Raw genomic sequence first — 26611 nt, 5'->3', positions numbered from 1 at the left:
ACCGCGGAACGCGGGTAGAGCGTGCCAACACCCGAGTCCCTCCGGGCGCGCCAAAAACAAGGACAAGGCAAAAATGCCTTGTCCTTGTTTTTCGTCTGCCACGAGGCGAAAACCCCGGTACAGGTAGGGTAGAACGGGAAAGGTTCCGTGTGCCGCGAAAAAGAAGGAGAAACCGCGGAACGCGGGTAGAGCGTGCCAACACCCGAGTCCCTCCGGGCGCGCCAAAAACAAGGACAAGGCAAAAATGCCTTGTCCTTGTTTTCGTCTGCCACGAGGCGAAAACCCCGGTGCAGGTAGGGCAGAACAACGGAACAAAAATTCGTTTTGTTCCGCGGATCTGCCGGAAAGTTTTCTACATCTCAATACGGACGACCGCCGCCGTAGGCGCAAAAAGGCGCAGTGCGCCCGCGGATAGAGCGTGCCGACACCCGAGTCCCTCCGGGCCGCCAAAAAAATCCAGTCTTCCGCCAAGGGTGAGATAGGACTTTTTTTATGCAAAACAATGTGATAGGATAAATGTAGCGGTACCTGTATCTTCTGATCAACAGAAATTTGAAGGGTGATGTGGTGTGCCAGAGTATAAAAGCAAGCAGGAATTGGTTGATGCAATATCAAATAGCGCAAGGCTGTTTATTAATGAATTTTCCGATGTTCAGGAAGCAGATAAGGATAAACTGCTTGACGGAGTAGACAAAACTCCCGCGCAGATGATAGCTTATCAATTAGGTTGGCTTCATCTTATTCTTGATTGGGAAGAGCAGGAACAGCGAGGAATTACCGTCATAACTCCGCACGTTGAATATAAGTGGAATAATCTCGGCGGACTATATGAAAGCTTTTATAAACAATATGAAGTTTATAGTCTGCATGAGCTGTGCAGTATGTTTGAAAAAGCGGAACAAAAAATGATAGAACTAACGGAAAACTATACAGATACCGAGCTTTTTCAATCTGGAGGCAGAAATTGGGCTTCCTCCACACCCGCTAATTGGGCAATTTGGAAATGGCTTCATACGAATACGGTTGCGCCATTTAAATCGTTCAGAAGTAAAATCCGAAAATGGAAAAGGGGAATTCAAAGCTGACAGATTCCAATTGATCGTTAGGATTGGGAACAATACACTGACGTAGTGAAAAAATCTTTTTTCCACCGTTACCACAAAAATAAGGACGCATAAATGAAACTAGCTGCGGGCAAAACATATTTTTCAAATAGTGGGGTGAGTTGATGCTGAACAACCGGCAGCAGGCGATGATAGGCGATTTGGAATCCGGGACGGAACTGATTACCGCGAAGTTCCTGTCTCAAAAATATGGCGTTTCCCTGCGCACAATACGAAGCGATGTCCAGGTGATTTCAGATTATCTGGAGGGGAAACAGGCGAATTTTGTAAAAATTCCTGGCAAAGGGATGCGGATCGTTTCCTATGGCTCTGTTTCGCAGATGATCGAGGAGGATATGACACCCTATTCTATGAGCAGCTATCATGACAACGATCGAAAAAAACTGATTGCCATTTATTTTCTTATTCAGAAGAATCCTCTGACCTCCAGCTTTTTAGCGCAGTCTTTGGGGCTTTCCAGAAACACCGTGATCAACACGCTGGACGAAATCAACCGGGAACTGAATTCCATCCATCTGAAACTCATTGGTAAAAAAAATCACGGGTACATTCTGGACGGAGAGGAAATCAACATGATTGCCCTGATCAATCGTCTGGTTCCTACCCTGAAAGAGGTCCGTTACTATCACCTTTTTCAGGATGCTGATCAGGGGCTATTGTCGAAAGACGATCTAAAGGATATCGGAAAAATACTGGATTATATATCGGAGACTCTTCAGTGGCCGGCGATGAATGAAAATCTGATGCGCATCTGGATGACTTTTTTTATCAGCCGTCTTCGGTACGGTAAAAAGATTACGCTAAACCGGAATCTATTGGGGGAAAGTACATATTTGGAGCGGGACCAGAAGTTTGAGCGGCTGTGTCTGGAAATTCAAAGCGTCTTTGGCGTCATGCCCGACAGGGGGCAGAAGGCTTTTCTCTCGTATATTCTGAACGACCGGGTGCGTTGGACGGAGGAAGGAAAAGCAGAATGGCGTCAGGACGATATTTCCCGCGGCGTACAGGCAATGATCGACCGTGTGGCATCTTATTTTCCTTCCGTATGTGAAAACACGGAATTATTGAAAAATGATCTTGTCAGCCATATCCAAAGCAACCTTGCCCGATATCAGCTGATGCTCCCGACCGTCAACCCCCTTTTGGAGCAGACGAAGATGATGTACGGCGATGTTTTTTCCGTTGTGAAAAAATGCGCGGGTGTTCTGACGGACACCTGTGGGATCGTGCTGGATGATGACGATATCGGCTTTTTGACCCTCCATTTCTGCCGGAACCTTGAACAAAGCAGACATACTTTGGAATCCCGTATCCTGGTTGTCTGCAATACGGGCCAGGGGGCGTCCAAGCTGCTTGCCAAAAGACTGGAAAACAACCTCCCCAGCATCCATGTCTCCGGAGTCATGTCCGCAAATGACGCCGGGCTTTGGCTGGAATCCAACGACGTCGACCTGGTGCTCAGCACCATTCCGCTGCCTGAATTAAAACGGCCCGTTATGGTCGTAAGTTCAATCATCACAGAGACGGAGCTGGCAAAGGTCAGGGAGGCGCTGTTTCTTGGAAAAAGAAAAAATGTTTCCTTGGAAAATAATTTTAAGCCGGCGTTGGATACCCTGATCTCCAAGTATGTCGCGCCGAAGGATGCTGACGAGTTTCAGCAGAAAATGGGAAATCTTGTCCAATTCCTCAGTAATCAGAAAATGACGGGCGAGGAAGAGCAGCAGGCGGACTTATATGCGGACATCACAGTGGAAGTCGCCAATACGATGCGGCTCCTCTTTCCCGCCGGGCTGTCGCCCGAGCAGTTCTCGAAAGTTGTCGGAGTGATGGTCCATTGCCAGATGTCCGTTTCCCGGTGGCAGAACGGAAGATTTATTCCGAATGATGATTATCAGATGTACAGGGAGAAATATCCGGAGAAAATCCGGCTGATCGAACAGCTGCTCAAAAACATCGCCCAAAAACTGAATGTTTTTATTGACCCAGGAGAAGCGACCGCTATTATCCGATACATTGTGTAATTTAAATAAAAACAGAATCGGAAGTTAGCTTATTTGAAACAAATGATCCACATGATTGCACCAATCATGTGGATCATTTGTTATTTTCTTTTTTCATCGTCTTTTATATAATCATTTTAACGATAAAAACAACATCATTGGCGAAAAGGAGGAAATTATGAAGAAATTTGTATTGAAAAACGGATCGTTGATCGACAAGAACAACCACTTTCTGTACACAAAATCCGACATTCTGGTTGAGAACGGCGTGATTCAGGAGATCGGTCCGAATCTGAATCCGGACTGTGAGACCGTGGACGCGGAAGGGCTGCTGGTTTCTCCGGGCATGATCGACGTCCATGTGCATACGCAGATATCCGAAGAGCATAAAGTGGAACCTGATATCCTCGGCTGCCGCAGAGGCGCGACTGCCATCATTGAATGCGGGACTGTTCCGGCGGACAGCGTTGCGGGGTATGCCGGGATTGCCGAAAAAGCGGAAACCCGATGCTTCGCCCTGCTGGGCGCGCATTCGGACCACGGGATGGTTCGAAAAGACCAGATCGATGTCGGCAGTATTCACGAAGAGGTCTTTCGGCGGGCTGTGCGGGAATATCCGGATCTCATCGTCGGGTTGAAATGCGCGTGCAGCGGTTCCTATACCGGTGAGAAGGGATATGACGTTGTAAAAAAAGCCAAAGAAATGGCGCGGGAGCTTCATCTTCCGACGACCGTCCATATCGGCAGATTCCCCCCGGACCCCGGTACGCTGGCGCCTTTACTGGAAAGCGGAGATGTAATTACCCATACGTTTCACGGCAAGGAAATCTCTGTTTTTGAAAACGGTTCCCCTAAAAAGCCTTTCGCGCAGGCAAGGGAGCGGGGCGTGCTGTTCGACGTCGGACACGGAAGGGAAAGCTTTTCCTGGGAGGTTTGCAAACGGGCCCTCGACCACGGCTTTTTCCCCGATCTGATCGGAACGGACATTTATTACGCCAACATGGACGGTCCCGTCCGCTCGCTGGCTGTCGTAATGAGCAAGCTTATCAGCCTCGGTATGACTTTGGAGGATGCCGTGTCCTGCGTTACTTCGAAAGCGGCAAAGACCTATCATCTGAAAAACCTTGGCCAGCTGCGCGTCGGATGCCTTGCGGATTTTACACTTTTTACACTGGAGGACGGACCGTTTACGATCAATGATTCCTACGGGAATCCGCAAAAGCTGAGCAAAGTGATTTCTCCAAGAAAGGTGGTTATTTCAAAAGGTGGGAAAAGCAAGGTTTTTGAATGTGATCAGGGACACCTTAAAGCTGAAAACTGAGGATTACCAGCCTTTTTTGAACGACCTTGATTATGCAGAGAATTTTATCACGGAAAACGGAATAGAGCTTACCGAAAAATTTCGGGCGCCGTTCTGCAATCACCTGGTCATTATGCTCTCTCGGCTTCGCGCGCGGGAGACGGTGGACATGCAGGTGGACGATTCCATGCGGGAGGAGCTGCGCGAGGATATGCGCGTACTGGCGGAGCGCATGCTGACCCCGCTGTTTGAAAAGTATCGCGTCCCTTACAGCGAGTCGGAGGTTTTTTTGATTGCGCTGTATTTTCAGTCGGCAATAAAAAACAATTCGGAGGAAGAGAGGTTTTGAAAGATGGCAAAAAGGCCTTTAGTGGTCATCGGTCACAGAATGGGACAGGGAAAAAGAATCGCAAAAGGAGTTGAAGACGCGGGCGGTACCGCAATTGTGATTCCCGGTATGCTGGCGGATATGAAGCTGGGCGACGTCATGCACGAAAACGGGGCGGATTTGGGACTTAGTTTTTGTGGAAGCGGCGGAGCCGGCGCAATCACTGCCGCTACAAAGTATGGTTACAAATACAAGCAGTATCAAAAAACGAACGCCGCCGCCATGCAGTGTATCCGGGAAGGCTGTCAGGTAATCGGTTTCCCGTTTATGGATAACGAAGAACTCGGTGAGTCGGTCGTTAAGGCATGGAACGAAGTACATGGAGAACAGAAATAATGGAACGGCAATGCATGAAAGAAATCGAGACGGAAATCACCGTCTCAGCCGACTCTAAAACCAAAGAGGGCGCCGTCGGAAAGGCGTTCCAGTCCCTGCGCAGCGAGGCGGCGAAACAGATTGACGGGATTATCGTCTACATGCGGCCTCTGGACGTGACTCTGGAAGAGATGAAGATCAGTACTTCCACGGAAAAGTTCCTGTTCTTTTTTCTCCCCAGAAAGCGGCAGACCGTTTTTATCAAACTCCGTATCAAAGCTTTGGTCGATTATCTGACGCTCGAGGGGGACTGAATCAACGGAAAGAGCCAAACGCGGGTCCCGTTTACGGCATCCTTCTGAATCCAAAATAGAAAGTTAAGGGGAGGAAAATTATGTTAATCAGTTTAATCTTGAAATCCGTGATCATCGGCGTGTTGGTGGGCGGCGCGGCAGGCGCCGGCGCGGCCCGAATGTTCCACGTTCCGGAGATCCAGGCCATGGGCGCCTTCCGGACGCTGGGGGAAATGAATGCGTGCCAGGGCGACGCGATCGCCCATTTATCCTTCGGCGGTTCCTTTATCCTGAGCTCCGCCGGGCAGGCTCTCGCTTCCGGGTGTCTGACACAGGATGTTCTGCACCGTGTGGTTCCGAACGTATCCGCCGGACTGCTTCTGCTGAAAAATAAGAACGTCGAAGAAACGGTTTACAATCCGTTCAAAATGGGCTGCGTCGGCGCGGTCGTCGGCGCGGTCGTGGTTACGCTCCTGAATTCCGCGGTTTCTTTTGTTCCGGTTTACGTTACGAATACCATGAATGCGGTTTTCGCGCCTACGATCGCCAACTATCTGATCGTGATGCAGGTTCTCTTCCTGATTGCCGCGCTGGACAACGGAAAAGCGACCGGCGCTTGGGGAATTTTGCTGGGCGGGCTGTCCTTCTTTGCCACGAGCAACGCGACCCCCGGCCTGATCCTGGGGATCCTGACCGGACAGACGATCCAGAAAAACGGAGTCAAGAGCAAAATTTCCATCGTGTTCATCATCCTGATGGTCGTCATCTGGACGCTGATCTGCTATTTCAGAGGGTTCTTCCCGAACCTGATTAATTCCTTCTCCACCATCATCTGAAGCGTGGAAAATTATTAAAGGAGGGCATACCAAATGTCGGATCAAAATTCATCTGCCACAAGTAAAAACAAGCCTTTCATAGATAAGATGACGAAACTTTTCATGAAAGACTCAACGTTTATCATCCTTTACATCGCGCTTTGCGCCGGCGTGGTCGGCGGGACACATCTGTACCTGACAAGCGGCACCGGCGTCTTCATGGAAGCGGGTTTCGGAACCATGCTGTCGGCGGCGGAAAAAACCGGGGATTTCGGCGCGGTGATCGGATTTGCCGGCGGATTTCTGATTGCACGTATTCTGGAAGGTCCGCTGGTGGGCCTGCTGGATATCGGCGGATCCACAATGAACGGCGTCGGATTGGGCATTTGCGGCCTGATCCTCAGCCTGGGCTATAAAAGCCTGATCTACAACTTCCCCCTGGCGCTGATCACCGGCGCCCTGATCGGGCTGATTCTGGGCTGTGTGATCATGGGCATCCGTAAACTGATTCCGGAGGGCGTTACCGCCGGAGGAACCGACATCATGATGGGCGTTGGGCATCAGCTGGGCACCTTCTTTGCTCCGCTGCTGATTCTCGCGGCCATGTCCGTTTCCATTCCGCTGGGGATCTGCGCTTTGGTCGGGTCCGTCGTGTTCTATGTGCTTGACAAGGGCGTGGTCGGCGGCTCACTGATCGGAATGCTGATCGGCGCGTTTATTTTCACCATCGCCGTGACCGGCGTCACCCTGAACACTACGGAAGCGGTCGTGGGCATCGGCGCGGAAAAACAGATCACCGCCACAATCGAGCCGAAGGGCGCCACGGTTACGGATACCGCCTGGACGTCGGACAACCCTTCGGTGGCGACGGTTGACAAAGACGGCAAGATCACCGGCGTCCAACCCGGAACGGCTGTCATCACCGTTACAACAAAGGACGGCAGCCATACCGCGGCCTGCGACGTAACCGTTCTGCAGGCTTCGGCACCGTCCGGTGCGAACGGAACCGGTTCCAAATAATCGCCGGTTCGAAACGGAAAGAAAGATACGGTCCGTTACGCAAAATCAAAAGTTAAAAAAGAAGCCAATGCCGGAGGAATCATTCCCAGAAAACGGTTCCTCCGGCAAATTAAACTTTTTTGCGCACAGGTGGGAACAGGGCCTTTCCATCTGATTTTCATACAATCCACGGCCCTTTTGACAGGAGTGATTTTATGGTTTCAGCAGAAATAACGATCAAAAATCCGCTTGGGCTCCACGCGAGGCCGGCGACGCGGCTTACCGCCATTTGCCAGAAATTTTCCTGCGACATCGAGCTGCAAAAGGGAACGGTCAGCATCCAGCCGAAGAGCATCATCAGCATTCTGTCGGGAGCGGTAAAGCAGGGGACAAAGCTGACGGTCGTTACAAACGGCCCGGACGAACAGGAAGCAAACCGCGCGGTCCGGGAGTACCTGGAAAATCTTACCGAGTGAGGATCCGTTCGGTTGACCGACCGGGCAGTCAAGCGAAGATTAAATGTTGGAGGTAACTGAAATGAGCAAACAAAACATCGGTGTAATCGGCCTTGCCGTCATGGGAAAAAACCTCGCTTTGAATATTGAAAGCAAAGGATACAGCGTTTCCGTCTATAACCGGTCGAGAGAAAGAACGGACCGCATGATGCGGGAGGCAAAGGAGAAAAAGATCCGGGCGGCCTATTCTATCGAAGAATTCGTAAATTCACTGGAGCTGCCGCGGAAAATTATTATCATGGTAAAGTCGGGGAAACCGGTCGACGATACCATTCAGCAGCTGAAACCGTTTCTTTCTCCGCGCGACATCCTGATTGACGCGGGGAATTCCTATTTTGCCGACACGGTCCGGAGAAACGCGGAACTGAGCGCGGAAGGGTTCCTCTTTATCGGGACCGGTGTGTCCGGCGGTGAGGAAGGCGCGCTGAAAGGCCCTGCGATCATGCCCGGCGGACCCGAGGAGGCCTATCGTCAGGTAGAACCGATTTTGACGGCAATCTCCGCTAAAGTGGAAGGCCAGCCGTGCTGCACCTATATCGGGCCGAACGGCGCGGGCCATTTTGTCAAAATGGTTCACAACGGGATCGAATATGGGGATATGCAGCTGATCTGCGAAGCCTATTCTCTGCTGAAAAACGTCGCCGGCCTTTCCAATCAGGAACTGCACGGCGTGTTTGACGAATGGAACCGGGGGGAACTGGACAGCTATCTGATCGAAATCACAAAGGACATCATGCTGAAAACGGACGGGGAGACCGGCCGGCCTTTGATCGACCTGATCCTGGATACCGCCGGTCAGAAGGGAACGGGAAAGTGGACCAGCAACAGCGCGCTGGAACTGGGGATCCCCGTACCGACCATTACGGAAGCGGTGTTTGCGCGCTGCATGTCCGCGGCCAAGGAGGAGCGTGTGCATGCCAGCGGAATTCTGGCCGGGGGCGCCGGGAAGAAAGCTTTTCAGGATTCCAGGGAGGAATTAATTGAAAATATCCGCAAAGCGCTGTACGCGAGCAAAATCTGTGCGTATGCACAGGGCTTTTCGCTGTTGAAGGCCGCCTCGGAAACATACGGGTGGGACCTGCGCTACGGAAATATCGCCATGATTTTCCGCGGCGGCTGCATTATCCGGGCCCAGTTTCTCAACCGGATCAAGGAAGCCTACGATCAGAATCCCGGCCTGGCAAATCTGATGCTCAGTCCGTATTTCAGCGGGATTTTGAAAGATTATCAGGAAGGATGGAGAAAAGCCGTGGCGGAAGCCGTGATCGCCGGCATCCCCGTCCCCGGGTTTTCCAGCGCCCTTTCGTATTACGACAGCTACCGCAGCGCCCGCCTGCCGGCGAATCTTCTGCAGGCGCAAAGGGATTATTTCGGCGCGCACACCTATGAACGGACCGACCGTCCGAGGGGCGAATTTTTCCATACGGACTGGACGGGACACGGCGGTTCGGTGTCCGCCTCCACCTATAACGCTTAAGTGTTTTTTGATGAAACACACGGAAAACAGACTGCTCAGGAGGACCTTATCATGAAAATGGGAATCGGTGTTTCCAAGGGATATGCCGTCGGGACGGCTTTTGTCGTGGGTGCCCCGGAAACCTTCACTTTCAACAATGCCGGGGTGGGCCGGGAACAGGAGACACAGCGGCTGCGGCGGGCAATTCGGGAATCGGAAGAAGAACTGAAAGAAATCATCGAAAAAGCCCGTCTGACCCTCTGCGAAAAAGACATCGAAATTATGGAAAGCCATATCGGCTTTCTGTCCGATCCCGAATTTACGGGAAAAGCGTTTGCGATGCTCCAGGAAGAGCCCATTTCCGCGGAAAAGGCCGTTTCCGACGTTACGCAATCCCTTTCCGGCGCATTTTCCGCTATCGAAGACGAATATATGAAGGAACGGGGCGCGGATATCAGGGACGTGGGCAACCGCATTCTGAGGAATCTGTCCGGCGGCACGGAGAAAGCGGATTTCAGCAATCTGCCGTACAATACGGTTCTGGTTGCTCACGATCTGAAACCTTCGGAGACCGTTACGATTGACAGCGGCCGGGTCGCGGCGATCGTCACGGAGGTGGGAGGAAAGACCTCCCATACGGCGATCCTCGCAAAAGGGCTCGGGATTGCCGCGGTAGTAGGCTGCGCCGGCATTTTGGAAGATCTGAAAACCGGAACAACGGTTGCGGTGAACGGGGAATCCGGACAGGTTCTGATCTCCCCGGACGAAAGTACGGTCCTTCATTACCGCGGCCTGGCCGAGCAGTACGAGCGAAAAAACCAGCGGGCGTGTTCCACGGAGCAGATTTTTACCGGGGACGGGCGCAAAATCGCGGTCAAAGCGAATATCGGCGGGATCAACGACCTGAAGTCGGCGTTGGAAAACGGAGCGGATGGGGTCGGGCTTTTCAGAACCGAATTTTTATACATGGAGAAAACGAGAGTCCCCACGGAAGAGGAGCAGTTTTCCGTTTACAAAGAAGCGGCTCTGCTTTTGGAAGGAAAACCGCTGACCATTCGCACTTTGGATGCCGGAGGGGATAAGGACATCCCTTCTTTGGACATGGAGAAAGAACAAAATCCCTTTCTTGGCGTACGGGCCATCCGCCTTTGTCTGAAAAAACCGGAACTGTTTCGGGTGCAGCTCCGCGCGGTCCTTCGGGCATCGCATTACGGCAATGTTCAGGTCATGTTTCCGATGATCGGCAGTTTGCGTGAGCTGGAGGCTGCGAAAAAAATTCTGAGGGAATGCAGCGGTGAACTGGAACGGGAAGGAATTCCGTTCGACCGTTCCATGAAGGTCGGGATGATGATAGAAGTCCCTTCGGCGGCGATTATTGCGGCGGATTTTGCCTCAAATGTTGACTTTTTCAGTATAGGCACCAACGACCTGACCCAATACACACTGGCGGCCGACAGATTAAATGAAAATGTTTCCAATTTATACGACCCCATGCATCCCGCCGTGCTTCACCTGATCCGATCGACCATTCACGCCGCCCACAAGGCATCCATTCCATGCTGTATGTGCGGTGAGCTGGCATCCGATGAAAAAGCGATTCCGCTGCTGCTGGAGTACGGCCTTGACGAATTTTCAGTCAGTCCGGGAATTCTGAAAGAAACCAAAAGCATTTTAATGGATGCCGTCGGATGTAAAGCTTAGTGCCTCCCAGGGATACGGATGTATCCTGAGAGATCCTTTGATATCCCTCTCCCCGGGCCCTATGGGCAATGCTTCCACTGAACAAATAATGAAAAAGCGTGGCTGAAAAATTACTTATGGATAGAAATGAAAAGATCATGCCAAAATTTAGCATGATCTTTTCTAAGCCGGACATTTTGTCTGCAGTCTGAGGACAGGGGTTTTGCCCCTGTCCTTATTTTGCGTCTGTCACGAGGCGAAACACCCGAGTCCCTCCGGGCGCGCCGGGAAATCATGGGATTTCTATGCAACTCTTCCTAATAAATATCATGATTTTTAATATTTTATGTTGACATTCGAGCCAATATGGACTATTATAAACGAAAGACATAATGTCATGACAATATGACATATATAATGTCTCTGCAAGAAAGAACATTCCCGCCCGCCGGTCTGTCCAGGGGAAAAAGCCTGTGAGGCACTCTGATTGACGGGCGTACGAAGTTTACGTTTCTTTTCTGGCTTTTGCCGAAGAGTTTCGCCGACAGGCAGTCAAACTATATTGAAAAAGGAGAAATAAGAATGTACTCCAAAAGGATCGTAATCCAAAATCCAACCGGCCTCCATGCGCGGCCGGCCTCCAATCTGGTCACACTTTCGAAACGATTCAGCAGCAAACTGCAGATCATCAACGGAAGCATAACGGTGGACCCCACCAGTATCCTGAGTCTTTTAGCGGGGAAGCTGATGCCCGGGACCCATGTGGAAGTCCGGGCGGAGGGAGGGGACGAAGTAAAAGCGGTAGATGAGATCTGTGAATTTATACGCACACTGGAGGAATAATGGGAATGCTATTGCGGGGGATCCCGGTATCCGTCGGGAAAGTGGTGGGAAAGGCCACCGTGTTTCAGGACATACTCGAGTACAGTCCGGAAGAAAAGCTTCAGGGAGATCCGGGTCAGGCTGTCCGGCAGATGTACGGTACAGTGGAAAACCTCAGTGACGAGATGGTGTCGGAAAGCGAAAAATATGCCGAAGCCGGGGAAAAAGTGAAAGCTGAAATGCTCCGGATGCAGGCGGTGATGCTGACAGACAAAATCTTTACGGGCTCCATAGAACAGAACATCCGGGCGGGCTACAGCGTTCCCGCCTCCGTCGCGCGGGCCTCTTCGGAACAGCAGAAGGTGCTGCTCTCGCTGAACAATCCCATGCTGATGGAGCGGGCGCAGGATTTGAAGGATGTCGGCAAAAGGCTGATCCGAAGGTTGACAGGCCGCGGTGACGGGGACCTTTCCGACCTGCGGGAAGAGACAATTCTTGTTTCCGAGGATCTTCCGCCTTCCGTTCTGATCAATGCAAACGATATGGTCAAGGGGCTGATTATGGCAAAGGGTTCCCAAACCTCTCACGTTGCGATTTTGGCCGCAAACATGGGCATCCCCGCTGTCGTCGGCTGCGGGGACGTCGGCGGGATCAAAGAGGGACAGACGGTGTTCCTGAACGCCGTTTCCGGAGAAATACAGAGCGGCCTGACCGGGGAAAACATTCGAAAAGCGACGGAAGAATGCGAAAAAAACAAGGAAAAATGCGATCTTCTGAACACTTTGAAAGGAACGGTCCCAACAACATGCGACGGAACCAGAATCCATGTTTTTACCAATATCATAGATGCTTCCGCGACGGACAAAATAATAGAATACGGTGCGGACGGAGTCGGCCTGTTCCGGACGGAATTTTTATATATGAATCGAAAAACGCTCCCCAGTGAGGACGAACAGTTTGCCGTTTATCAGAGCGTTGCGAAAAAACTGGCGGGCGGGACCGTGACAATCCGCACGATGGACGTCGGCGCGGACAAGGCCGCGGATTGTCTTGACCTGGGCCGGGAAGCGAATCCGGCGCTGGGGTACCGGGCAATCCGGATTTGCATCGACCGGACGGAGATCCTGAAAACTCAGCTTTGCGCGGCTCTCAGGGCCGGCGCGTCCGGGAACGTCAAGATCATGTTTCCCATGATCGCCTCCGACGACGAGCTGGAACGCGCCCTCTCCGTTCTGGAGGAAGCAAAGCGGGAACTCAGAAGGAGAAGCCTTCCGTTTCAGGAGGAAACCCCGGTCGGGATCATGGTCGAAACTCCTTCGGCGGCGATCCTGGCCCGGAAATTCATCCGAAAAGTCGACTTTTTCAGCATAGGGAGCAACGACCTCACCCAATATACGCTGGCCGCCGACCGGCTCAACGGAAAAGTCGCCTATCTTTATGACCATCTGAACCCTGCGGTGCTGTGGCTGATTCAAAGGGCAAGCGACGCGGCGAACGGCTGCGGCAAGACATGCAGCGTCTGCGGGGAAATGGCCAGGGACCCGGCCGCCCTTCCTGTCCTGATCGGGATGGGCATCAAAAATATAAGCGTGAACCTGCCGTCCGTTTTACTGGTCAAAAAGCTGATTGGCCTTTTGGACCGGGACCTGCTTGCGGAACTGGCCGAAAAGGCTGTCTGCCTGGACACGGCGGCCCAGGTGCGGGACCTGGTCAGAAGCAGCCTTCCCGACCGGTACTGGGATTGGTGCTCATAAAGGAGGCGGTTCGCCGCGAAAGACTTCGCATAAGCGGGAAAAGGAAAGAGGAGGAGAAAAAATTGAGCAGCAATGATCTTGTAATCGACGAAAATCTGATATTGATCCATGTCAGGGCCGAAGAAAACGGCCAGGTACTGCGGAAGCTGAGCCGGCAGATGTATGAGAACGGTTTTGTCAGGGAATCCTTCTGCGATGCCATCATGGAGCGCGAACAGCAGTTTCCTACGGGGCTGGACTGCGGGAAGTACAATGTCGCCATTCCGCATACCCAGTCCGTCCATGTCAACCGGACATGCATCGGGGTGGCGACCTTACCGGACGGGGTAGCCTTCCGAAGGATGGACGATCCCGACGAGTCCGTCGACGTGAAGCTTGTCCTGATGTTCGCATCGGCGGGAGGACACGGACATTTCGGGCTGCTGTCCTCGATTACCAAAATGATCCAGAACGAGTCGATTGTCAAGCAAATCGTCGGTTCCGGGGACAAACAGGAGATTTTACAGATCCTGCAACAAAATTTATTGGGAGGTGAAAGCAATGAGTAAAAAATTGATTTTGGTTGTGTGCGGAGCGGGGACGCTGACATCTGTCGTTGCCGCGCAGGGGATCCGGGAGGGGCTGGAAAAAAAGGGCCTTTCCGACTTTGAGGTAAAAACAGGGAGAATCGACGAGGTAGAAAGACTTCAGGATCAGATTTCGGTACTTGTGTCTACCATGAATCTCCGCCAGAAATACGCGTTCCCGGTCGTGAATGCCATCGCGTTTTTGACCGGCGACGAGTCCGGCATGGAAAAGGCAATCGACAAGGTCGCAGAATGTCTTCAAAAAGAATAAGGCATTGAAATAGTAAGGGGGAAAAAATATGGAAATGGTAAAACAGGCGTTCGACTGGTTTTTCGGCTTAGGCAGTACGGTGTTCGTACCCATCATCATGTTCGCGCTGTGCATGGTCTTCCGGGGCGGCTTGTCAAAGAGCCTGCGCAGCGCGCTCTACTTCGGCATCGGCCTGACCGGGCTGAATCTGATCATCGACTTGTCCATTACCGCCATGACGCCTGTGACGACCGCGCTGTCAAACAGGCTGGGGGTAAACTTCCGCGTGATCGATATCGGTTACGGAAACGTATCGGTCGCCTGGGGATGGCCGGGGGTCGTCTGGGTGATTCTGGGCATTATCGCGCTGAATATGCTGTGTGTCATCTTTAAACTCACAAAGACTTTATGGGTGGATATGTGGAACATCTGGCACGGCGAGTTTGTTGCCGCCCTGATGTGGGCCCTTACGGGAAATATCTTCATCGGCGTTGCTTCCGGCCTGCTGCTTCTGGTAATCAATATGTTTCTGGCCGATTACCACGCCAAGCGGATCCAGGAATTCAACGGCCTGGAGGGGATATCCGTTGTTGCTACCTCCGGTACCTTTACCGCGACTTTCGCACAGATCGTTATGAAGGGGATTGAGCGCATCCCGGGCCTGCGCGATGTCAACGCTTCGCCCGAGCAGATTAAAAAGAAGTTCGGTATTTTCGGTGAAATGTCCGTTATTGGCGCCATTATGGGCGTTATCATGGGCATTATCGCCGGATTCAATGTGACTCAGATCCTCCAGCTTGCCATTCAGCTGGCGGCAGTCCTTGTTATTTTGCCCAAGATGCTGTCGCTGATCGCGGAAGGCATCATCCCCATTTCAAACGCACTTTCCAAATTTATGAAAGAAAAATTCCCCGGACGCGAGCTGTGGATCGCCGTCGATCCCGCGATCCTGCTCGGCGACCCCTCCGTCATGTCGACCGTGATCATCATGTATCCGATCTCCATGCTGCTGGCGGCATTCCTGCCGGGCTGCAATTTCCTTCCCGTCGCCTCGCTGGCGGTCCTTCCCTACTGGATCGGCGGCATGGTGCCCTATACTAAGGGAAACGTGGTACATACGGTCATCGTGGCCACATTATGGATTATACCCGCCACCCTGATCGCTTCCAGCATGGCCGGGATCATGACGGATGCCTGCCAGCTGACCGGCCTGTTCACAGATAAAATTGCAAGCGGCGCACAGTTTACCAACTGGGAAGAGGGCGGAAACATCCTGCTCTGGATTTTGGTACAGATCCGTCACCTGGTGGCGGCGTGATTTCTCCCCGTTCGGGGGACGGACCCAGTTCTGAATCTTTCTGAATGATCTGATTACGGGATGCCGGCGCCTGGGCGATTGGTCTCCGACGTCATCCGCCGGCTTTCCCCACAAATCAGGAATCCTGTTTGTAAAAATGTATTTTGATTAAAGGGGCCCCTGTATGCCCGAAAAGGCATGCTTTTCCAATCGGAATAAGCATATCCGGATTGTCTTCTCTGGGAAAAGAACCCTGATGGAACCGCCGTCAGGGGCCGATCCGGCATCTTAAAACTGCAAAAGGGCTTTTCTGCTGCAACGAAAGACGTAGAATTTATTTTGACGATGAAAACGACTCCTGAAAAGGCGTACATCAGGAAAAGAAAGGGAAATTCCATGTATTTTAAGGATAGAAAGACGAATTACGACAAGCTTCCGTTCACGGAAATTCAAGGGCATGACCGTGAGGCGTTTCACGGATACGCGGATATTGTCGCGGAAATAAGGGCTCGCATCAGCGAATTAAAAAAGAATAAAACCGTCGTGGTGATCGATTATTATCACGGCGTGCGTCAGAAGGAAATAGAAAGCGGCCTGATCAGGCCCCTGCTTGCCGATCAAACCTTTTTCAGCGAAGACTGCAAATTGCCGGAGGAGAAGCTGTACCCGAAACTGGAAAGAAACATTACGGACGACAGAGTTTTCGGCGTTTTGTCGGTCCGCCGGCTCGTTGAATTCTTTGACGAAGAAAAACTGCGGGCATGCAGAAAGCGGATCGAAGACACCGACCGGGGACTGATCGTCGTATACGGCGTCGGCGCGTCGCTGGTCGCCAAAGGGGACCTTTTGATTTACGGCGACCTGTCGCGGTGGGAAATCCAGTGCCGGTACCGCAGCGGGGAGCTGGACAACTGGGGTGCGGGGAATTTTGAAGAAGACTTCCTGCGCAAATACAAACGCGGCTATTTCATCGAGTGGAGGGCTCTTGACAGGCACAAGCTGGATCTCTTCCCGGACATTGACCTTTTGATCGATACCAATCGGGACAATTCCCCGAACATGATAACGGGCGGCGCGCTGCGCGACGGCATCCGCCAAATGGCGTCGCAGCCCTTTCGGCTTGTGCCTTATTTCGACGAGGGCGTCTGGGGCGGCCGCTGGATGGAGGAAGTCTTCGCGCTGAAACCCGGAAAGCATAATTTTGCGTGGTGCTTTGACGGCGTGCCCGAGGAAAACGCCGTCCATCTGAAATTCAGGGATACGACGGTAGAAATCCCCGCCCTCGATATCGTGCTCCGGGAACCGGACCGTCTGCTTGGGCCGGAGGTTCACTCCCGCTTCGGCACGGAATTCCCGATCCGTTTCGATTTTCTGGACACCATGGACGGCGGAAATCTGAGCCTTCAGGTCCATCCCCTGACGGAATACATACAGCAGACTTTCGGTATGCATTACACGCAGGATGAGAGCTATTATATTCTGGACGCGAAAGAGGACGCCTGCGTTTACCTCGGGGTCAGGGAAGGCACGACGAAGGAAGCGCTTATCACGGCTTTAAAAGAGGCCCAGGAAAGCCAGACGTTCGACGACGCCAGGTATATCAACAAGTTCCCGATCAAAAAGCACGATCATGTCTTGATACCGGCGGGGACGATTCATTGCTCCGGAAAAAATTCCGTCGTCCTTGAAATCTCGGCCACGCCCTCCATCTTCACCATGAAGCTCTGGGACTGGGGCAGAGTCGGGCTGGACGGAAAACCCCGGCCGATCAATATCGAACACGGGGAAAAGGTGATCCAGTTCAGCCGGACTACGGATTGGGTGGAGAAAAATCTGCTGCACCGTGAAATCACGCTGGAAGAGGACGCGCATAAAAAAGTGGAGCGGACCGGCCTTCACGAGCTGGAATTTATTGAAACAAGGCGATATTGGTTCGATGAAAAAATCAGCATGGACTGCAACAATTCCGTAAATATGCTGAATCTTGTGGAGGGCGAGGAAATCGCCGTTACTTCCCCGCGGGGACGGTTCAGCCCGTTTACCGTTCATTATGCCGAAACGTTCATTGTTCCTGAAAGCGTCGGAGAGTACGAAATCGCGCCCGCCGGAAAATCCGCCGGAAAAAAAGTAGCCGTTATTCAGGCCTATGTGAGAGTTTAGCAGGAGGTGCGGAATTTGAAAACAGGATTTGACATTCGAGCGGATCTTCAGCATTTGGAATTTATCTACGGCGCCGGTGTGTTCGGCCCCAAAACGGAAAAAAGGAAGCTGGACGATATCCGCCCCAGCCTGAGCGACCCTTCCGCGGACGGTCCGGAGGTTGTTTATGCGGTCGCCATGGACGTGGGAAAGGAAAAGGACCGGGAGGATTTGCTGCAGAGGAACCTGCTGTACGGCGCCATGATTTTTCAGGGGGGCGTCGTCGGCGAAGAACCGGTGCGCAGCCAGGGGCATGTCCATGCGGTCTCGCCGTCCTGCAACGCCTCCACTCCGGAGGTTTATGAAATCTGGTCCGGGGAAGCTTATATTTATATGCAGGAATCCGCAGAAGATCATCCCGGGAGATGCTTCGCCGTTCACGCCGGGGCGGGCGGCGTCGTGATCGTGCCTCCCGGATGGGCCCACTGCACGATCAATGCTTCCGTGAAGGAAGCCATGCTTTTCGGGGCGTGGTGCGTCCGCGATTACGGGTTTGACTACCGGGACGTGCGGGCCCGCAGGGGAGTGGCCTTCTTCCCGAAGGTCAGGGACGGCGGGATTGCCTTCGTGCACAATCCGGAATATGCGGACGGCCGTCTGGAAATCAGGGAAGCACGCGGGTACCCGGAATTCGGCTTGAAGCCCGGAGTGCCGATCTACAGCCAGTACGAGGAAAACAGGGCGCTGTTTTCCTTCGTCACAAATCCGCAGTCCGTTCAGGCGGTCTGGGACAATTTTCAACCTTAAAAAGCGGGAAAGGAAAAATGATGGGTAAAACGGTAATACATTTCGGGGGCGGCGCTTTGGGGCGCGGCCTGGTGATCCCCATGCTGGTGGACAGCGGGTATCAGGTGATCCTGGTGGACACGAACGAGGCCCTGCTCAAAACGATACGAAAGAAAATGTCTTATACCCTCGACGTCAGCGACGCACGGGAAAACCGATACCGGACGATCCCGGTTCAGGATGCCCTGTCAAGTATCCGGGAAGAAGAAAAGCTGCTCTCTCTTCTGAAGCGGACCGATACGGTAACCACCTCCGTCCGCAGGGAAAACCTGAAATATGTGGCGGCGACCCTGCTCCGGGCCTGGAAAGACGCGGACACGGACGAAAAAAGGGTGATCTGCTGTGAAAACATCGAGCACGTGGGTTCCTGTTTTCAAAGTCTGCTGCTGGACAGTGACCTTACGGCAGAGCAGGAACAGAGGATCCGCCATATTCGCATACCGGACACGATCGTAGACCGGATCTGCTCCTCAACGGAGGATTTGGGCGTCGTCACCGGCGAACAGTTCCACGAATGCGGCGTTGACCGGAACGTGCTCCCGCAAACGGGCATGGAGTATATCACCGCTGTGGACGATATCGGTACCCGCTTCGCGAGAAAAAGGTATCTGATGAATTCCTATGCGGACGCCGTCAGCTTTTTTGCCCTGTCAAAAGGAAAAAGATATTTGTATGAAGCGGCCGGCGACGACGAAGTAAACGCAACCGTCGCGCCGTTTCTGACGCTGCTGAAAAATCTGCTGAATGCGGAATACGGAATGGGGAAAGAAGAGCTGGACGACTGGGCGGACTGCTACCGCCGCCGTCTGGCAAACCCTGAGATCCCCCGGGAGCTCGGTACGGTGGCAAGGAACCTCTTCCCCAAATTGTCTTTGGAAGAACGCTTTGTTTATCCGCTGCTCCGCGCTGAAAAGTTCGGGGTTCCAACCGGCGACGGACTCGTATTTTTAAAAGAGCTTATCCTGACGGCAAACGGACTGCAGGAAAATCCCCTGACCCCGGAGGGACTCGTTATGGAATTGGAAAAGCTTTGGTGCGGGAACGCGGACGGCAGAGCCCTTTTCCAGAAGGTGACGGACCTTATGAAAAAAGCCCCCGGAATATAAGCATATCAATCAGAAAGCCAGCGCCTGAAAAGCGCTGGCTTTCTTGTTCCCCGGACACGCCGCTCCGCCCTTATTCCCTGTGCATCATTTCAATATAGTACCGGTATTCCGTTCCGATGTAGAAGCATTCCGTATACTCGAAAAAATTTTTTTTGATGCAGGAGGTAAAGCGGACACGCTTTAAGACGGGCGTATTGCAGCTGATATTCAGTACTTTCTGGACCTCGGACGGCGGACTGATGGCTTCAATATATTCTTTCTCGGAATTCATGACGATACCGAACTGTTTCAGATATTCATACAGGGATCCGTAATAATCCTTCGAATTCAGGGAAAACCCCGAAAGATAAGGGATGCAGGTCACAAAATAGGAAAAAAGGTTGTCTTCGGTCCCCCGGACCCTTTTAAGCTGTAAAATCGGTTTTCCAATATTCAGATGGAGGAAAGCGGACAGCTTCCTGTCGGCGTTGATCAGCGCGACGTCCGCCTGATGGGTGATCGCCGCCTTGCCCCGCTCACTCATTTCGGAAGTAAAGCTCTGTACCAGAGTGGAGTTGTCTTTCTGTGATTCCGATTCAGGTCTGACAAAAGTCCCCTTCCCGCGTTCGCGGCACAGATATTTTTGGTTGACCAGCTGATCGATGGCCTTCCGGATAGTGATCCGGCTTACATCATACAACTGGCACAACTCCATCTCGGGGGGGATCTGCTCGTCGTCCTTCCATTGGCCGGAGAGTATTTTATATTGAAGATCTTCCGCAATCTGTACATAAAGGGGAAAGGACTGGCTGGATTTATCAAGTTTAAAAGCCATGTTAAGACTCCTTCATCCTGAATTGTCATTATATTATAACATTAAATAATTTAATGCGCTATAGTAAAATTATAAAGGGGAAAGGAAACGGGTCCCGCTGCTTGCCTATAGTTACAGTATACTGCGAATGGCGTAATTTGTAAATGTTATATCCGTATAAAATTATCAAATTTAGTAAATGTTTATAACGCATATCGTATTGATTTTATATTTATAATGTGGTACACTACGGCAAAAGGAATGTGATGATATGCCGTTGAAAATAACGTTGAAAGTGATGCTGGCAAAACGGGAAATGACGCAGAAGCAGCTGTCGGATCGTACGGGGATCAGGCCGCCGACGATATCGGCGATCTGCACGAATACGGCCAGACACTTACCGGTTGCCGTGATCGAAAAAATTTGCGGCTGCTTAAATTGCCAGCCGGGGGATTGGATGGAATACAGAAAATAGCGACTAAAAATTTCATTCGATACAAAAATATATTATTGACTTTTACAGGAGTCCATGTTATTATTAACTCATATTAAAACTTAGTTTTACTCAATGAAATCAAAATACAATAAATTCTGATTAGAGGGATTTGAAATAAATGTATAGGGGAAATAAACCTGAGGGAAACAGCAGATATGCGATTGCCAGCGTTCAGAACGCGCTGAAGGTTTTAAAATTATTTGATGCGCAGAATATGCAGCTTTCTCTGATTGAAATCAGTAAATTAAGTGGAATCAGTAAAAGTACGACTCTTCGTATCGTGTTTACCCTGGTCGACGAAGGCTTTTTAAAAAAGGACGAAATATCAAACAAGTATGAATTGGGAATAGAGATCTTAAAAATGGGACTGTCCGTATTCGATTCCCTGGATTTGAACAAAATCGCGTCCTCAAAGCTGAAAAAATTAGCCGATGAAACCGGCCTTGTCGTTCAAATGGCGGTTTTGAATAAAAAGGAGCCGATCTTAATCCAGAAAATACTGCCAAAGGTAGGATTCAGCCGAACCTTAAGTTCTCACATCGGCGGTTCCATGCCCATATGGTGTACTGGAATCGGGCGCCTGTTCCTTGCCAACATGAAAGAGGAAAAAGCGAGGGAGATTTTAAACTCCTGCACTTTAAAACAGTATACGCCGAACACGATTTTAGACAGGGACGAAATTATGCGGCTGGTAAAAAAAGCCGCAGAAGAAGGATTTGTCATTATTAATTCCGAACATGAAAACGGAATTATCAGCATTTGCTTCCCTATTTATGACCATACCAATAAGATGATTGCCGGGTTCAGCGCTTCCGGAATCCGCGAGGTGATCTTGGATACGGATATCAACAGAATCAAAGACGCCGCGAAGAAGGCTTCGGAAGACATTTCCAATGAGCTGGGTTATCATCTGCAGTGATTTTACAGGGAAAGCGGAAATAACGGACCAGCGACGGGGGAAAAGACCGGCCGGGCAAATGCAATTTGCGGATCCTGCAAAATTAATGAAACTTAGTTTTACTCAGTAAAACTAAAATAGATCCAATGATCTAATTTTAATAGAAAGGAATTATAAAAGAATGGAAAAATTAAAGGTTGTAATAACGGATTACGCTTATCAGAATCTTGATGCGGAAAAGGAGGAGATATCGAAAGTCAATGCCGAAATTTTCGATTATCAGTGTAAAACGGAAGACGAAGTAATCGCGGTCGCCAGGGATTGCGACGCTTTGATCGTCCAGTTCTGCCCCATCACCAGAAAAGTCATCAATAGTCTGGAGCATTGCAGGCTGATCGTACGGTATGCGATTGGTGTTGATAATATAGATCTGGATGCCGCAACGGAAAAGGGCATCTATGTTGCGAATGTGCCGGATTATTCCATTGATGAGGTTTCGACCCACGCGGCGATGCTGATTTTGGCCATGAGCCGCAAGCTGAACCAAACCGTTTCTCTGGTGAGAGGAGGAAAATGGAATTACTCCCTGCTGAAACCAATGTACAGAACAGGCAATGCCTGCCTTGGCCTCGACGGTTTTGGGGCAATTCCTAAAATGGTCGCAGGCAAGATGAAAAATTTCGGAATGAAGATCATTTCCTATGATCCGTATGTGACAAAAGAACAGATGGAGCAGTGCGGCGTCCGGAAGGTGGACTTTGAAGAGCTGGTCGAAACCAGCGATTATCTGTCCGTCCATTGTCCTCTTACAGAGCAGACCAGGGCGAGCATCAATGCGGAGGTATTCAGGAAAATGAAAAAAACAGCGGTGCTCGTCAATACGGCCAGGGGCAGCGTCGTGGATGAAAAAGCCTTGATCGAAGCGATTCGGGAAAAGGAGATCGGCGGGGCGGCAATCGACGTGCTGGAAACGGAACCGATTTCCATGGACAACCCTCTGCTTCATTTTGATAACGTTATCGTCACCCCGCATATTGCGTGGTATACGGAAGAATCCATTCATGCGCTTCAACAGAAGGTGGGCGAAGAGGTGGCGCGGGTGCTTTCTGGAAATGCGCCCAAGAACCTGGTAAACAAGTCATTACGCTGATGGAAAGGGGCTGAAGGATCATGTATGCAGTCATTGATTGCGGCACGACCAATACAAGAGTCTACATATTAAATAACGAAAACCAGATAGCAGGTCAGGCCGCCCGTAAGGTGGGCGTTCGGGACACCTCTATGACGGGGTCGAAGGACGCGCTGAGAAACGGTCTTCGGGAAGCCATTTTGGAGGCAATCGAAAAATCCGGAGCAAAAACAAAAGATATAAAATACGCGATTGCTTCGGGAATGATCACGTCGGAGATCGGACTGATGGAAATCCCGCATTTGGTGGCGCCCGCGGGAATCCGGGAGCTCGCCGAAAATGTGAAAATCGTTTCCGGCAGGGAAATTATTTCTCTCGATATCCCCATCATGTTTATACGGGGAATCCGAAACAACTACGGCGACAACGCCACGCTGACGGAAATCGACGATGTGGATTTTATGCGCGGCGAAGAGGCGCAGGTCATTGGGATCCTCGACGAATACCGGATTAAGGAACCGGTGAATATCCTGGTGCTCAGCTCCCACTCAAAGATGATTCATGTGAACGGGGACGGAAAAGTGGAAGCAAGCATGACGACTCTCAGCGGGCAGCTGTTCGAAGCGGTCATCAACCAGACCAACGTGGGGAAAAGTCTGGTTCCGTGCGACGGAGAAGAGAGCGGAGGATACACCTTTGAGGAGATCGTGACGTTTGCGGAGCGCTGCGTCCGTACGAAGGGGCTTGTCCGGTGTTTCATGATCCCCAGATTCATGCAGGTATTGCTGAAATCGGACTATATGGAAAGGCGCGGTTTTGTCGACGCTTCCATTGCGGTTGATGATATGAATGCCATCAGAAGCTTCGATTCGAAATATAATGGAGGTGCTTATATTCTTTTCGGGCCGGAATCCCGCTGTAAATTATACTCCTATTTGTTGAAGAAGGAATATGGAGAGAATGCGAAGATCGTTTCCGTTTTCGACAAAGAGAAGCTTGCCGAACTGACGGTTCGGGGCGGAGTCAAAATCGCAGATCTGTACAGGCAATTAAGTGAAAAGGGAGGAATCGATCATGTTTAAGATGAGAGGGGTAGTTCCGCCGGTAATTACGCCCTTTTTGGAAAACGGCGAGGTGGATTACGAAGGGGTAAAAACACTGGCCCGTTTTCTCAAAAACAATGTGCATGGAATGTTTATAACGGGCTCTTACGGGAGCGGCGTACTGCTTACCGAAGAAGAAAGAAAAAAAATCACCGACGTTACGGTAAAAGAGGTTGACGGAAAAATTCCCGTGATCGTTCACACGGGCACGGCCGACACCGCAAGCGCGGCACGGCTGTCCAAGTACGCGAAAGAAGCCGGCGCACAGGCGGTCGCGGCTGTCGGGCCTTATTACTACAAACATAACGACGACAGCATCTGTGCGTTTTACGACGGAATTATGAAGGCGGTCGGACCGGATTACCCGGTATATGTTTATAACAATACCCAGTTTCAGGGCTATACGATCAGCCTGGAGCTGCTGAAAAGGCTGAAAGGCATGGGCATCCACGGCGTGAAGGACGCTACCTTCGATATTCTGGCCCACGCAAGCTATATGCGCGTTCTGAAGGACGGCAATTTCGACGTTGCGCTGGGGACGGAAGCCATGTGGCTTTCCGCCTGTGTCCTGGGCTGCGAGGCTTTCATTCCGGGAATCGGAAACGCGCTCCCCGAGATTTGCTGTAAGATGTTCGATCAGGGAATGAACAAAGAATATGAAGCCCTGCGTGAAACCCAATTCGAAGTGAATCAGATCCGGGATATCATGTATCTTGCGAAATCGACTCAGCTTGCGATCTACGCGATGCTGGAGATCCGCGGAATCCTCAAAGCGTTTCCCCGTTCTCCTTTTCTGCCGCCCACACAGCTTGAAAAGGACGAAATCAAAGCAAAGCTCATGGAGCTTGGCGTCGTAAAGCTTTAATCGATTTCAGGCCTGAACCATAAAATTGCTAAATTTCAGTATCTGAACCAATAACTTTTTGTAAAAGATTATTTTCTTATTGGCGGTCAGCAAAATACATTTCCAGCATGTCGGAAATACAGGAATAAAACTGTTAGTAGTCAGGAAAAGAAAGGAAGATTGAAAAATGAAAGGTACGTCCAGAAAAACTTCGAAAATTCTTGCAATGCTTCTTGCCCTGTCGATGATTGTTCCGCTGTCAGCCTGCGGAGGCAGCCCTTCGGCGGCTTCCGGCGCGTCGGCGGGCACAGGTTCCGCGGCGGGCTCCGACGCGTCGCCGAAGGGGGACATCCTCTTCGGGGTTTCGACGGCGATCACAGGCGCCGCGCCCCTGGAAGGCGAGCGGACAAAGCAGGGGATCGATATGGCCGTTGAGGAAATCAACGCGGCCGGGGGAGTTTTAGGCAAAAACCTGAAAGCGGAATATGAAGACGATGCAAATACGGCGGGAACCGCTGTCAATGTTGTGAACAAGCTGGGCTCGAACCCGGACGTCGTCTGCCTGTTCGGGCCGCACAGAAGCACCAACGCGATCGCGGTGCTCGGCAGCGTCGCAAAAAACAAGATCCCGTTTTTAACAGGCGGCTCGTCGCCTTCCCTGATTAACTCCGGCAATCCTTACCTTTTCAGGATCAGGGCGTCGGATTCCTTTGTCGCGAAGATCATTTCAAAATATGCGGTGGAAAAGCTGCACGGTACAAAGATCGCTCTTCTGTACAATAACGACGATTACGGCGTGGGCGGCAAGGATGTCATCCTCGCGGACCTGAAGAGCAGAAACATAACCCCCGTGGTATGCGAAGGCCACAATACCGGCGATAAGGATATGACCAGCGTCATTGAGAAAGCAAAGAACGCGGGCGCGGATTGCCTGATTGTCTACACGCATGATCCGGAAGCCGCCATTTTAGCGCGTCAGGTCGTGGAGCTCGGTCTGGATGTCCCGAAAATTGGCCCGACGACGTATGTCAACGAGACGTGGCTGTCTCTTGTCGATGAGAAAACGGCGGAAAACTGGTACAGCGTAACAGACTTTATTCCCAGCAACACGGATGAAAAGGTTGCCACATTTGTAAAGAAGTTTAAAGAGAAATACAATGTGGAACCGGATCTGTTCGCGTCGTCCTATTACAATGCGACCTACCTGCTGGCTGACGCGCTGAAACGCGCCGGTACGGCTGACAGGGAAAAACTGCAGCAGGAGCTGCTTAAGACGAAAGATTTCCCAAGCATCTACGGAAACATGAGCGCCAACGAACACGGAGAATTGATCCACGATGCGGTGGTCGCCCAAATTCATGACAAAAAAGCCGTTTATGTGGAAAAAGTTACGGAATAAGATCGAGCACTGTCCCCGGTAAATTTTTGTTGCTGTTTCAGAGACCTGTGAAATGATCCCGCAAGACTACGATTTCATGGGTCTCTGAATATCTTGAATACCCCTGTTTTGCCGGATGTATTTTCGGAGCTGCATTTTTTTCGTATATTTTGCTGCCTTAGAACTGCCGTAATGACCGTGTGCAGTAGAGAGTATGGGAATTGTATTGATTTGGACAGGCATTTGTTTTTGGCGCTGACCGCCACTCGATAAAGAGAATCGGAACGATGCTGTTTGTTACCTTG

The 26611-nt window shown here is 51.3% G+C and carries 26 protein-coding genes; 25 read left to right on the top strand and 1 reads right to left on the bottom strand.

Annotated elements, in window-relative coordinates; genetic code table 11:
• Nucleotides 1-569: 569 nt before the first annotated feature.
• The 19 genes from ACQGQ5_RS05825 to ACQGQ5_RS05735 all read left to right on the top strand — a co-directional run bounded on the left by ACQGQ5_RS05825 (nucleotide 570) and on the right by ACQGQ5_RS05735 (nucleotide 19665).
• Nucleotides 570-1085, top strand: a complete 516-nt coding sequence (locus ACQGQ5_RS05825) for a ClbS/DfsB family four-helix bundle protein (RefSeq protein WP_455735613.1) — start codon at nucleotides 570-572, stop codon at nucleotides 1083-1085.
• Nucleotides 1086-1228: 143 nt separating this feature from the next.
• Nucleotides 1229-3145, top strand: a complete 1917-nt coding sequence (locus tag ACQGQ5_RS05820; protein ID WP_455735612.1) for a PRD domain-containing protein — start codon at nucleotides 1229-1231, stop codon at nucleotides 3143-3145.
• Nucleotides 3146-3302: 157 nt separating this feature from the next.
• Nucleotides 3303-4445 carry an amidohydrolase family protein gene (locus tag ACQGQ5_RS05815; RefSeq protein WP_455735611.1) on the top strand — a complete coding sequence of 381 codons (1143 nt, stop codon included), beginning with the start codon at nucleotides 3303-3305 and terminating at the stop codon, nucleotides 4443-4445.
• Nucleotides 4414-4773 (top strand): PRD domain-containing protein, encoded by a 360-nt coding sequence (locus ACQGQ5_RS05810; protein WP_455735662.1) that lies wholly within the window; start codon nucleotides 4414-4416, stop codon nucleotides 4771-4773. Before ACQGQ5_RS05815 ends, ACQGQ5_RS05810 begins: the two co-directional genes overlap by 32 nt.
• Nucleotides 4774-4776: 3 nt before the next feature.
• Nucleotides 4777-5148 carry an SFCGS family glycine-rich protein gene (locus ACQGQ5_RS05805; RefSeq protein ID WP_455735610.1) on the top strand — a complete coding sequence of 124 codons (372 nt, stop codon included), beginning with the start codon at nucleotides 4777-4779 and terminating at the stop codon, nucleotides 5146-5148.
• On the top strand, nucleotides 5148-5441 hold the full coding sequence (locus ACQGQ5_RS05800; protein WP_455735609.1) for a DUF4312 family protein: 294 nt from the start codon (nucleotides 5148-5150) through the stop codon (nucleotides 5439-5441). The genes ACQGQ5_RS05805 and ACQGQ5_RS05800 overlap by 1 nt, the downstream gene beginning before the upstream one ends.
• 80 nt (nucleotides 5442-5521) lie before the next feature.
• Nucleotides 5522-6256 carry a DUF4311 domain-containing protein gene (locus ACQGQ5_RS05795; protein WP_455735608.1) on the top strand — a complete coding sequence of 245 codons (735 nt, stop codon included), beginning with the start codon at nucleotides 5522-5524 and terminating at the stop codon, nucleotides 6254-6256.
• 102 nt (nucleotides 6257-6358) lie between these two features.
• The gene (locus ACQGQ5_RS05790; protein ID WP_455735607.1) at nucleotides 6359-7255 is read left to right on the top strand and encodes a DUF4310 family protein; all 897 of its coding nucleotides are present in this window, start codon (nucleotides 6359-6361) and stop codon (nucleotides 7253-7255) included.
• A gap of 194 nt (nucleotides 7256-7449) precedes the next feature.
• Nucleotides 7450-7710, top strand: coding sequence for an HPr family phosphocarrier protein (locus ACQGQ5_RS05785; RefSeq protein WP_455735606.1), 261 nt, complete (start codon nucleotides 7450-7452; stop codon nucleotides 7708-7710).
• A gap of 61 nt (nucleotides 7711-7771) precedes the next feature.
• Complete coding sequence (gene gnd / locus ACQGQ5_RS05780) at nucleotides 7772-9226, top strand: decarboxylating NADP(+)-dependent phosphogluconate dehydrogenase (RefSeq protein WP_455735605.1); 1455 nt, start codon at nucleotides 7772-7774, stop codon at nucleotides 9224-9226.
• Nucleotides 9227-9277: 51 nt separating this feature from the next.
• Complete coding sequence (gene ptsP, locus ACQGQ5_RS05775; RefSeq protein ID WP_455735604.1) at nucleotides 9278-10906, top strand: phosphoenolpyruvate--protein phosphotransferase; 1629 nt, start codon at nucleotides 9278-9280, stop codon at nucleotides 10904-10906.
• A 561-nt stretch (nucleotides 10907-11467) separates the two neighbouring features.
• Nucleotides 11468-11728, top strand: a complete 261-nt coding sequence (locus ACQGQ5_RS05770) for an HPr family phosphocarrier protein (RefSeq protein WP_455735603.1) — start codon at nucleotides 11468-11470, stop codon at nucleotides 11726-11728.
• Complete coding sequence (gene ptsP / locus ACQGQ5_RS05765; RefSeq protein ID WP_455735602.1) at nucleotides 11728-13461, top strand: phosphoenolpyruvate--protein phosphotransferase; 1734 nt, start codon at nucleotides 11728-11730, stop codon at nucleotides 13459-13461. The genes ACQGQ5_RS05770 and ptsP (ACQGQ5_RS05765) overlap by 1 nt, the downstream gene beginning before the upstream one ends.
• 62 nt (nucleotides 13462-13523) lie before the next feature.
• Nucleotides 13524-14009, top strand: a complete 486-nt coding sequence (locus ACQGQ5_RS05760) for a PTS sugar transporter subunit IIA (protein WP_455735601.1) — start codon at nucleotides 13524-13526, stop codon at nucleotides 14007-14009.
• On the top strand, nucleotides 14002-14298 hold the full coding sequence (locus ACQGQ5_RS05755; RefSeq protein ID WP_455735600.1) for a PTS sucrose transporter subunit IIABC: 297 nt from the start codon (nucleotides 14002-14004) through the stop codon (nucleotides 14296-14298). Before ACQGQ5_RS05760 ends, ACQGQ5_RS05755 begins: the two co-directional genes overlap by 8 nt.
• Nucleotides 14299-14326: 28 nt before the next feature.
• Complete coding sequence (locus ACQGQ5_RS05750) at nucleotides 14327-15595, top strand: PTS transporter subunit IIC (RefSeq protein ID WP_455735599.1); 1269 nt, start codon at nucleotides 14327-14329, stop codon at nucleotides 15593-15595.
• Nucleotides 15596-15970: 375 nt separating this feature from the next.
• Nucleotides 15971-17734, top strand: a complete 1764-nt coding sequence (locus ACQGQ5_RS05745) for a class I mannose-6-phosphate isomerase (RefSeq protein WP_455735598.1) — start codon at nucleotides 15971-15973, stop codon at nucleotides 17732-17734.
• A gap of 15 nt (nucleotides 17735-17749) precedes the next feature.
• Entirely contained in the window at nucleotides 17750-18520 is a 771-nt protein-coding gene (locus ACQGQ5_RS05740) for a glucose-6-phosphate isomerase family protein (protein WP_455735597.1), read from the top strand.
• 17 nt (nucleotides 18521-18537) lie between these two features.
• Nucleotides 18538-19665: a mannitol dehydrogenase family protein gene (locus tag ACQGQ5_RS05735; protein ID WP_455735596.1), complete on the top strand. Its 1128-nt coding sequence runs from the start codon at nucleotides 18538-18540 to the stop codon at nucleotides 19663-19665.
• Between the two features lie 70 nt (nucleotides 19666-19735).
• Here the strand turns inward: ACQGQ5_RS05735 and ACQGQ5_RS05730 are convergent, their stop codons facing one another.
• On the bottom strand, nucleotides 19736-20479 hold the full coding sequence (locus tag ACQGQ5_RS05730) for a GntR family transcriptional regulator (protein ID WP_455735595.1): 744 nt from the start codon (nucleotides 20477-20479) through the stop codon (nucleotides 19736-19738).
• 250 nt (nucleotides 20480-20729) lie between these two features.
• Here ACQGQ5_RS05730 and ACQGQ5_RS05725 point away from each other — a divergent pair, with 250 nt between their 5' ends.
• The 6 genes from ACQGQ5_RS05725 (at nucleotide 20730) to ACQGQ5_RS05700 (ending at nucleotide 26327) form a co-directional block, all read left to right on the top strand.
• Entirely contained in the window at nucleotides 20730-20933 is a 204-nt protein-coding gene (locus ACQGQ5_RS05725) for a helix-turn-helix domain-containing protein (RefSeq protein WP_455735594.1), read from the top strand.
• A gap of 139 nt (nucleotides 20934-21072) precedes the next feature.
• Entirely contained in the window at nucleotides 21073-21873 is an 801-nt protein-coding gene (locus ACQGQ5_RS05720) for an IclR family transcriptional regulator (RefSeq protein WP_455735593.1), read from the top strand.
• Nucleotides 21874-22033: 160 nt separating this feature from the next.
• Nucleotides 22034-23002, top strand: coding sequence for a C-terminal binding protein (locus ACQGQ5_RS05715; RefSeq protein WP_455735592.1), 969 nt, complete (start codon nucleotides 22034-22036; stop codon nucleotides 23000-23002).
• A gap of 20 nt (nucleotides 23003-23022) precedes the next feature.
• Complete coding sequence (locus ACQGQ5_RS05710; RefSeq protein ID WP_455735591.1) at nucleotides 23023-24063, top strand: 2-dehydro-3-deoxygalactonokinase; 1041 nt, start codon at nucleotides 23023-23025, stop codon at nucleotides 24061-24063.
• Nucleotides 24056-24949, top strand: a complete 894-nt coding sequence (locus ACQGQ5_RS05705) for a dihydrodipicolinate synthase family protein (RefSeq protein WP_455735590.1) — start codon at nucleotides 24056-24058, stop codon at nucleotides 24947-24949. The genes ACQGQ5_RS05710 and ACQGQ5_RS05705 overlap by 8 nt, the downstream gene beginning before the upstream one ends.
• 166 nt (nucleotides 24950-25115) lie before the next feature.
• A complete protein-coding gene (locus ACQGQ5_RS05700; RefSeq protein WP_455735589.1) occupies nucleotides 25116-26327 on the top strand; it encodes an ABC transporter substrate-binding protein in 1212 nt (403 codons plus the stop codon).
• The last annotated feature ends 284 nt before the right edge of the window (nucleotides 26328-26611 follow it).

This window comes from Caproiciproducens sp. (assembly GCF_053840905.1).
Note: the sequence above shows the minus strand (reverse complement) of the source record. Positions and strands in the feature narration are given on the sequence as shown.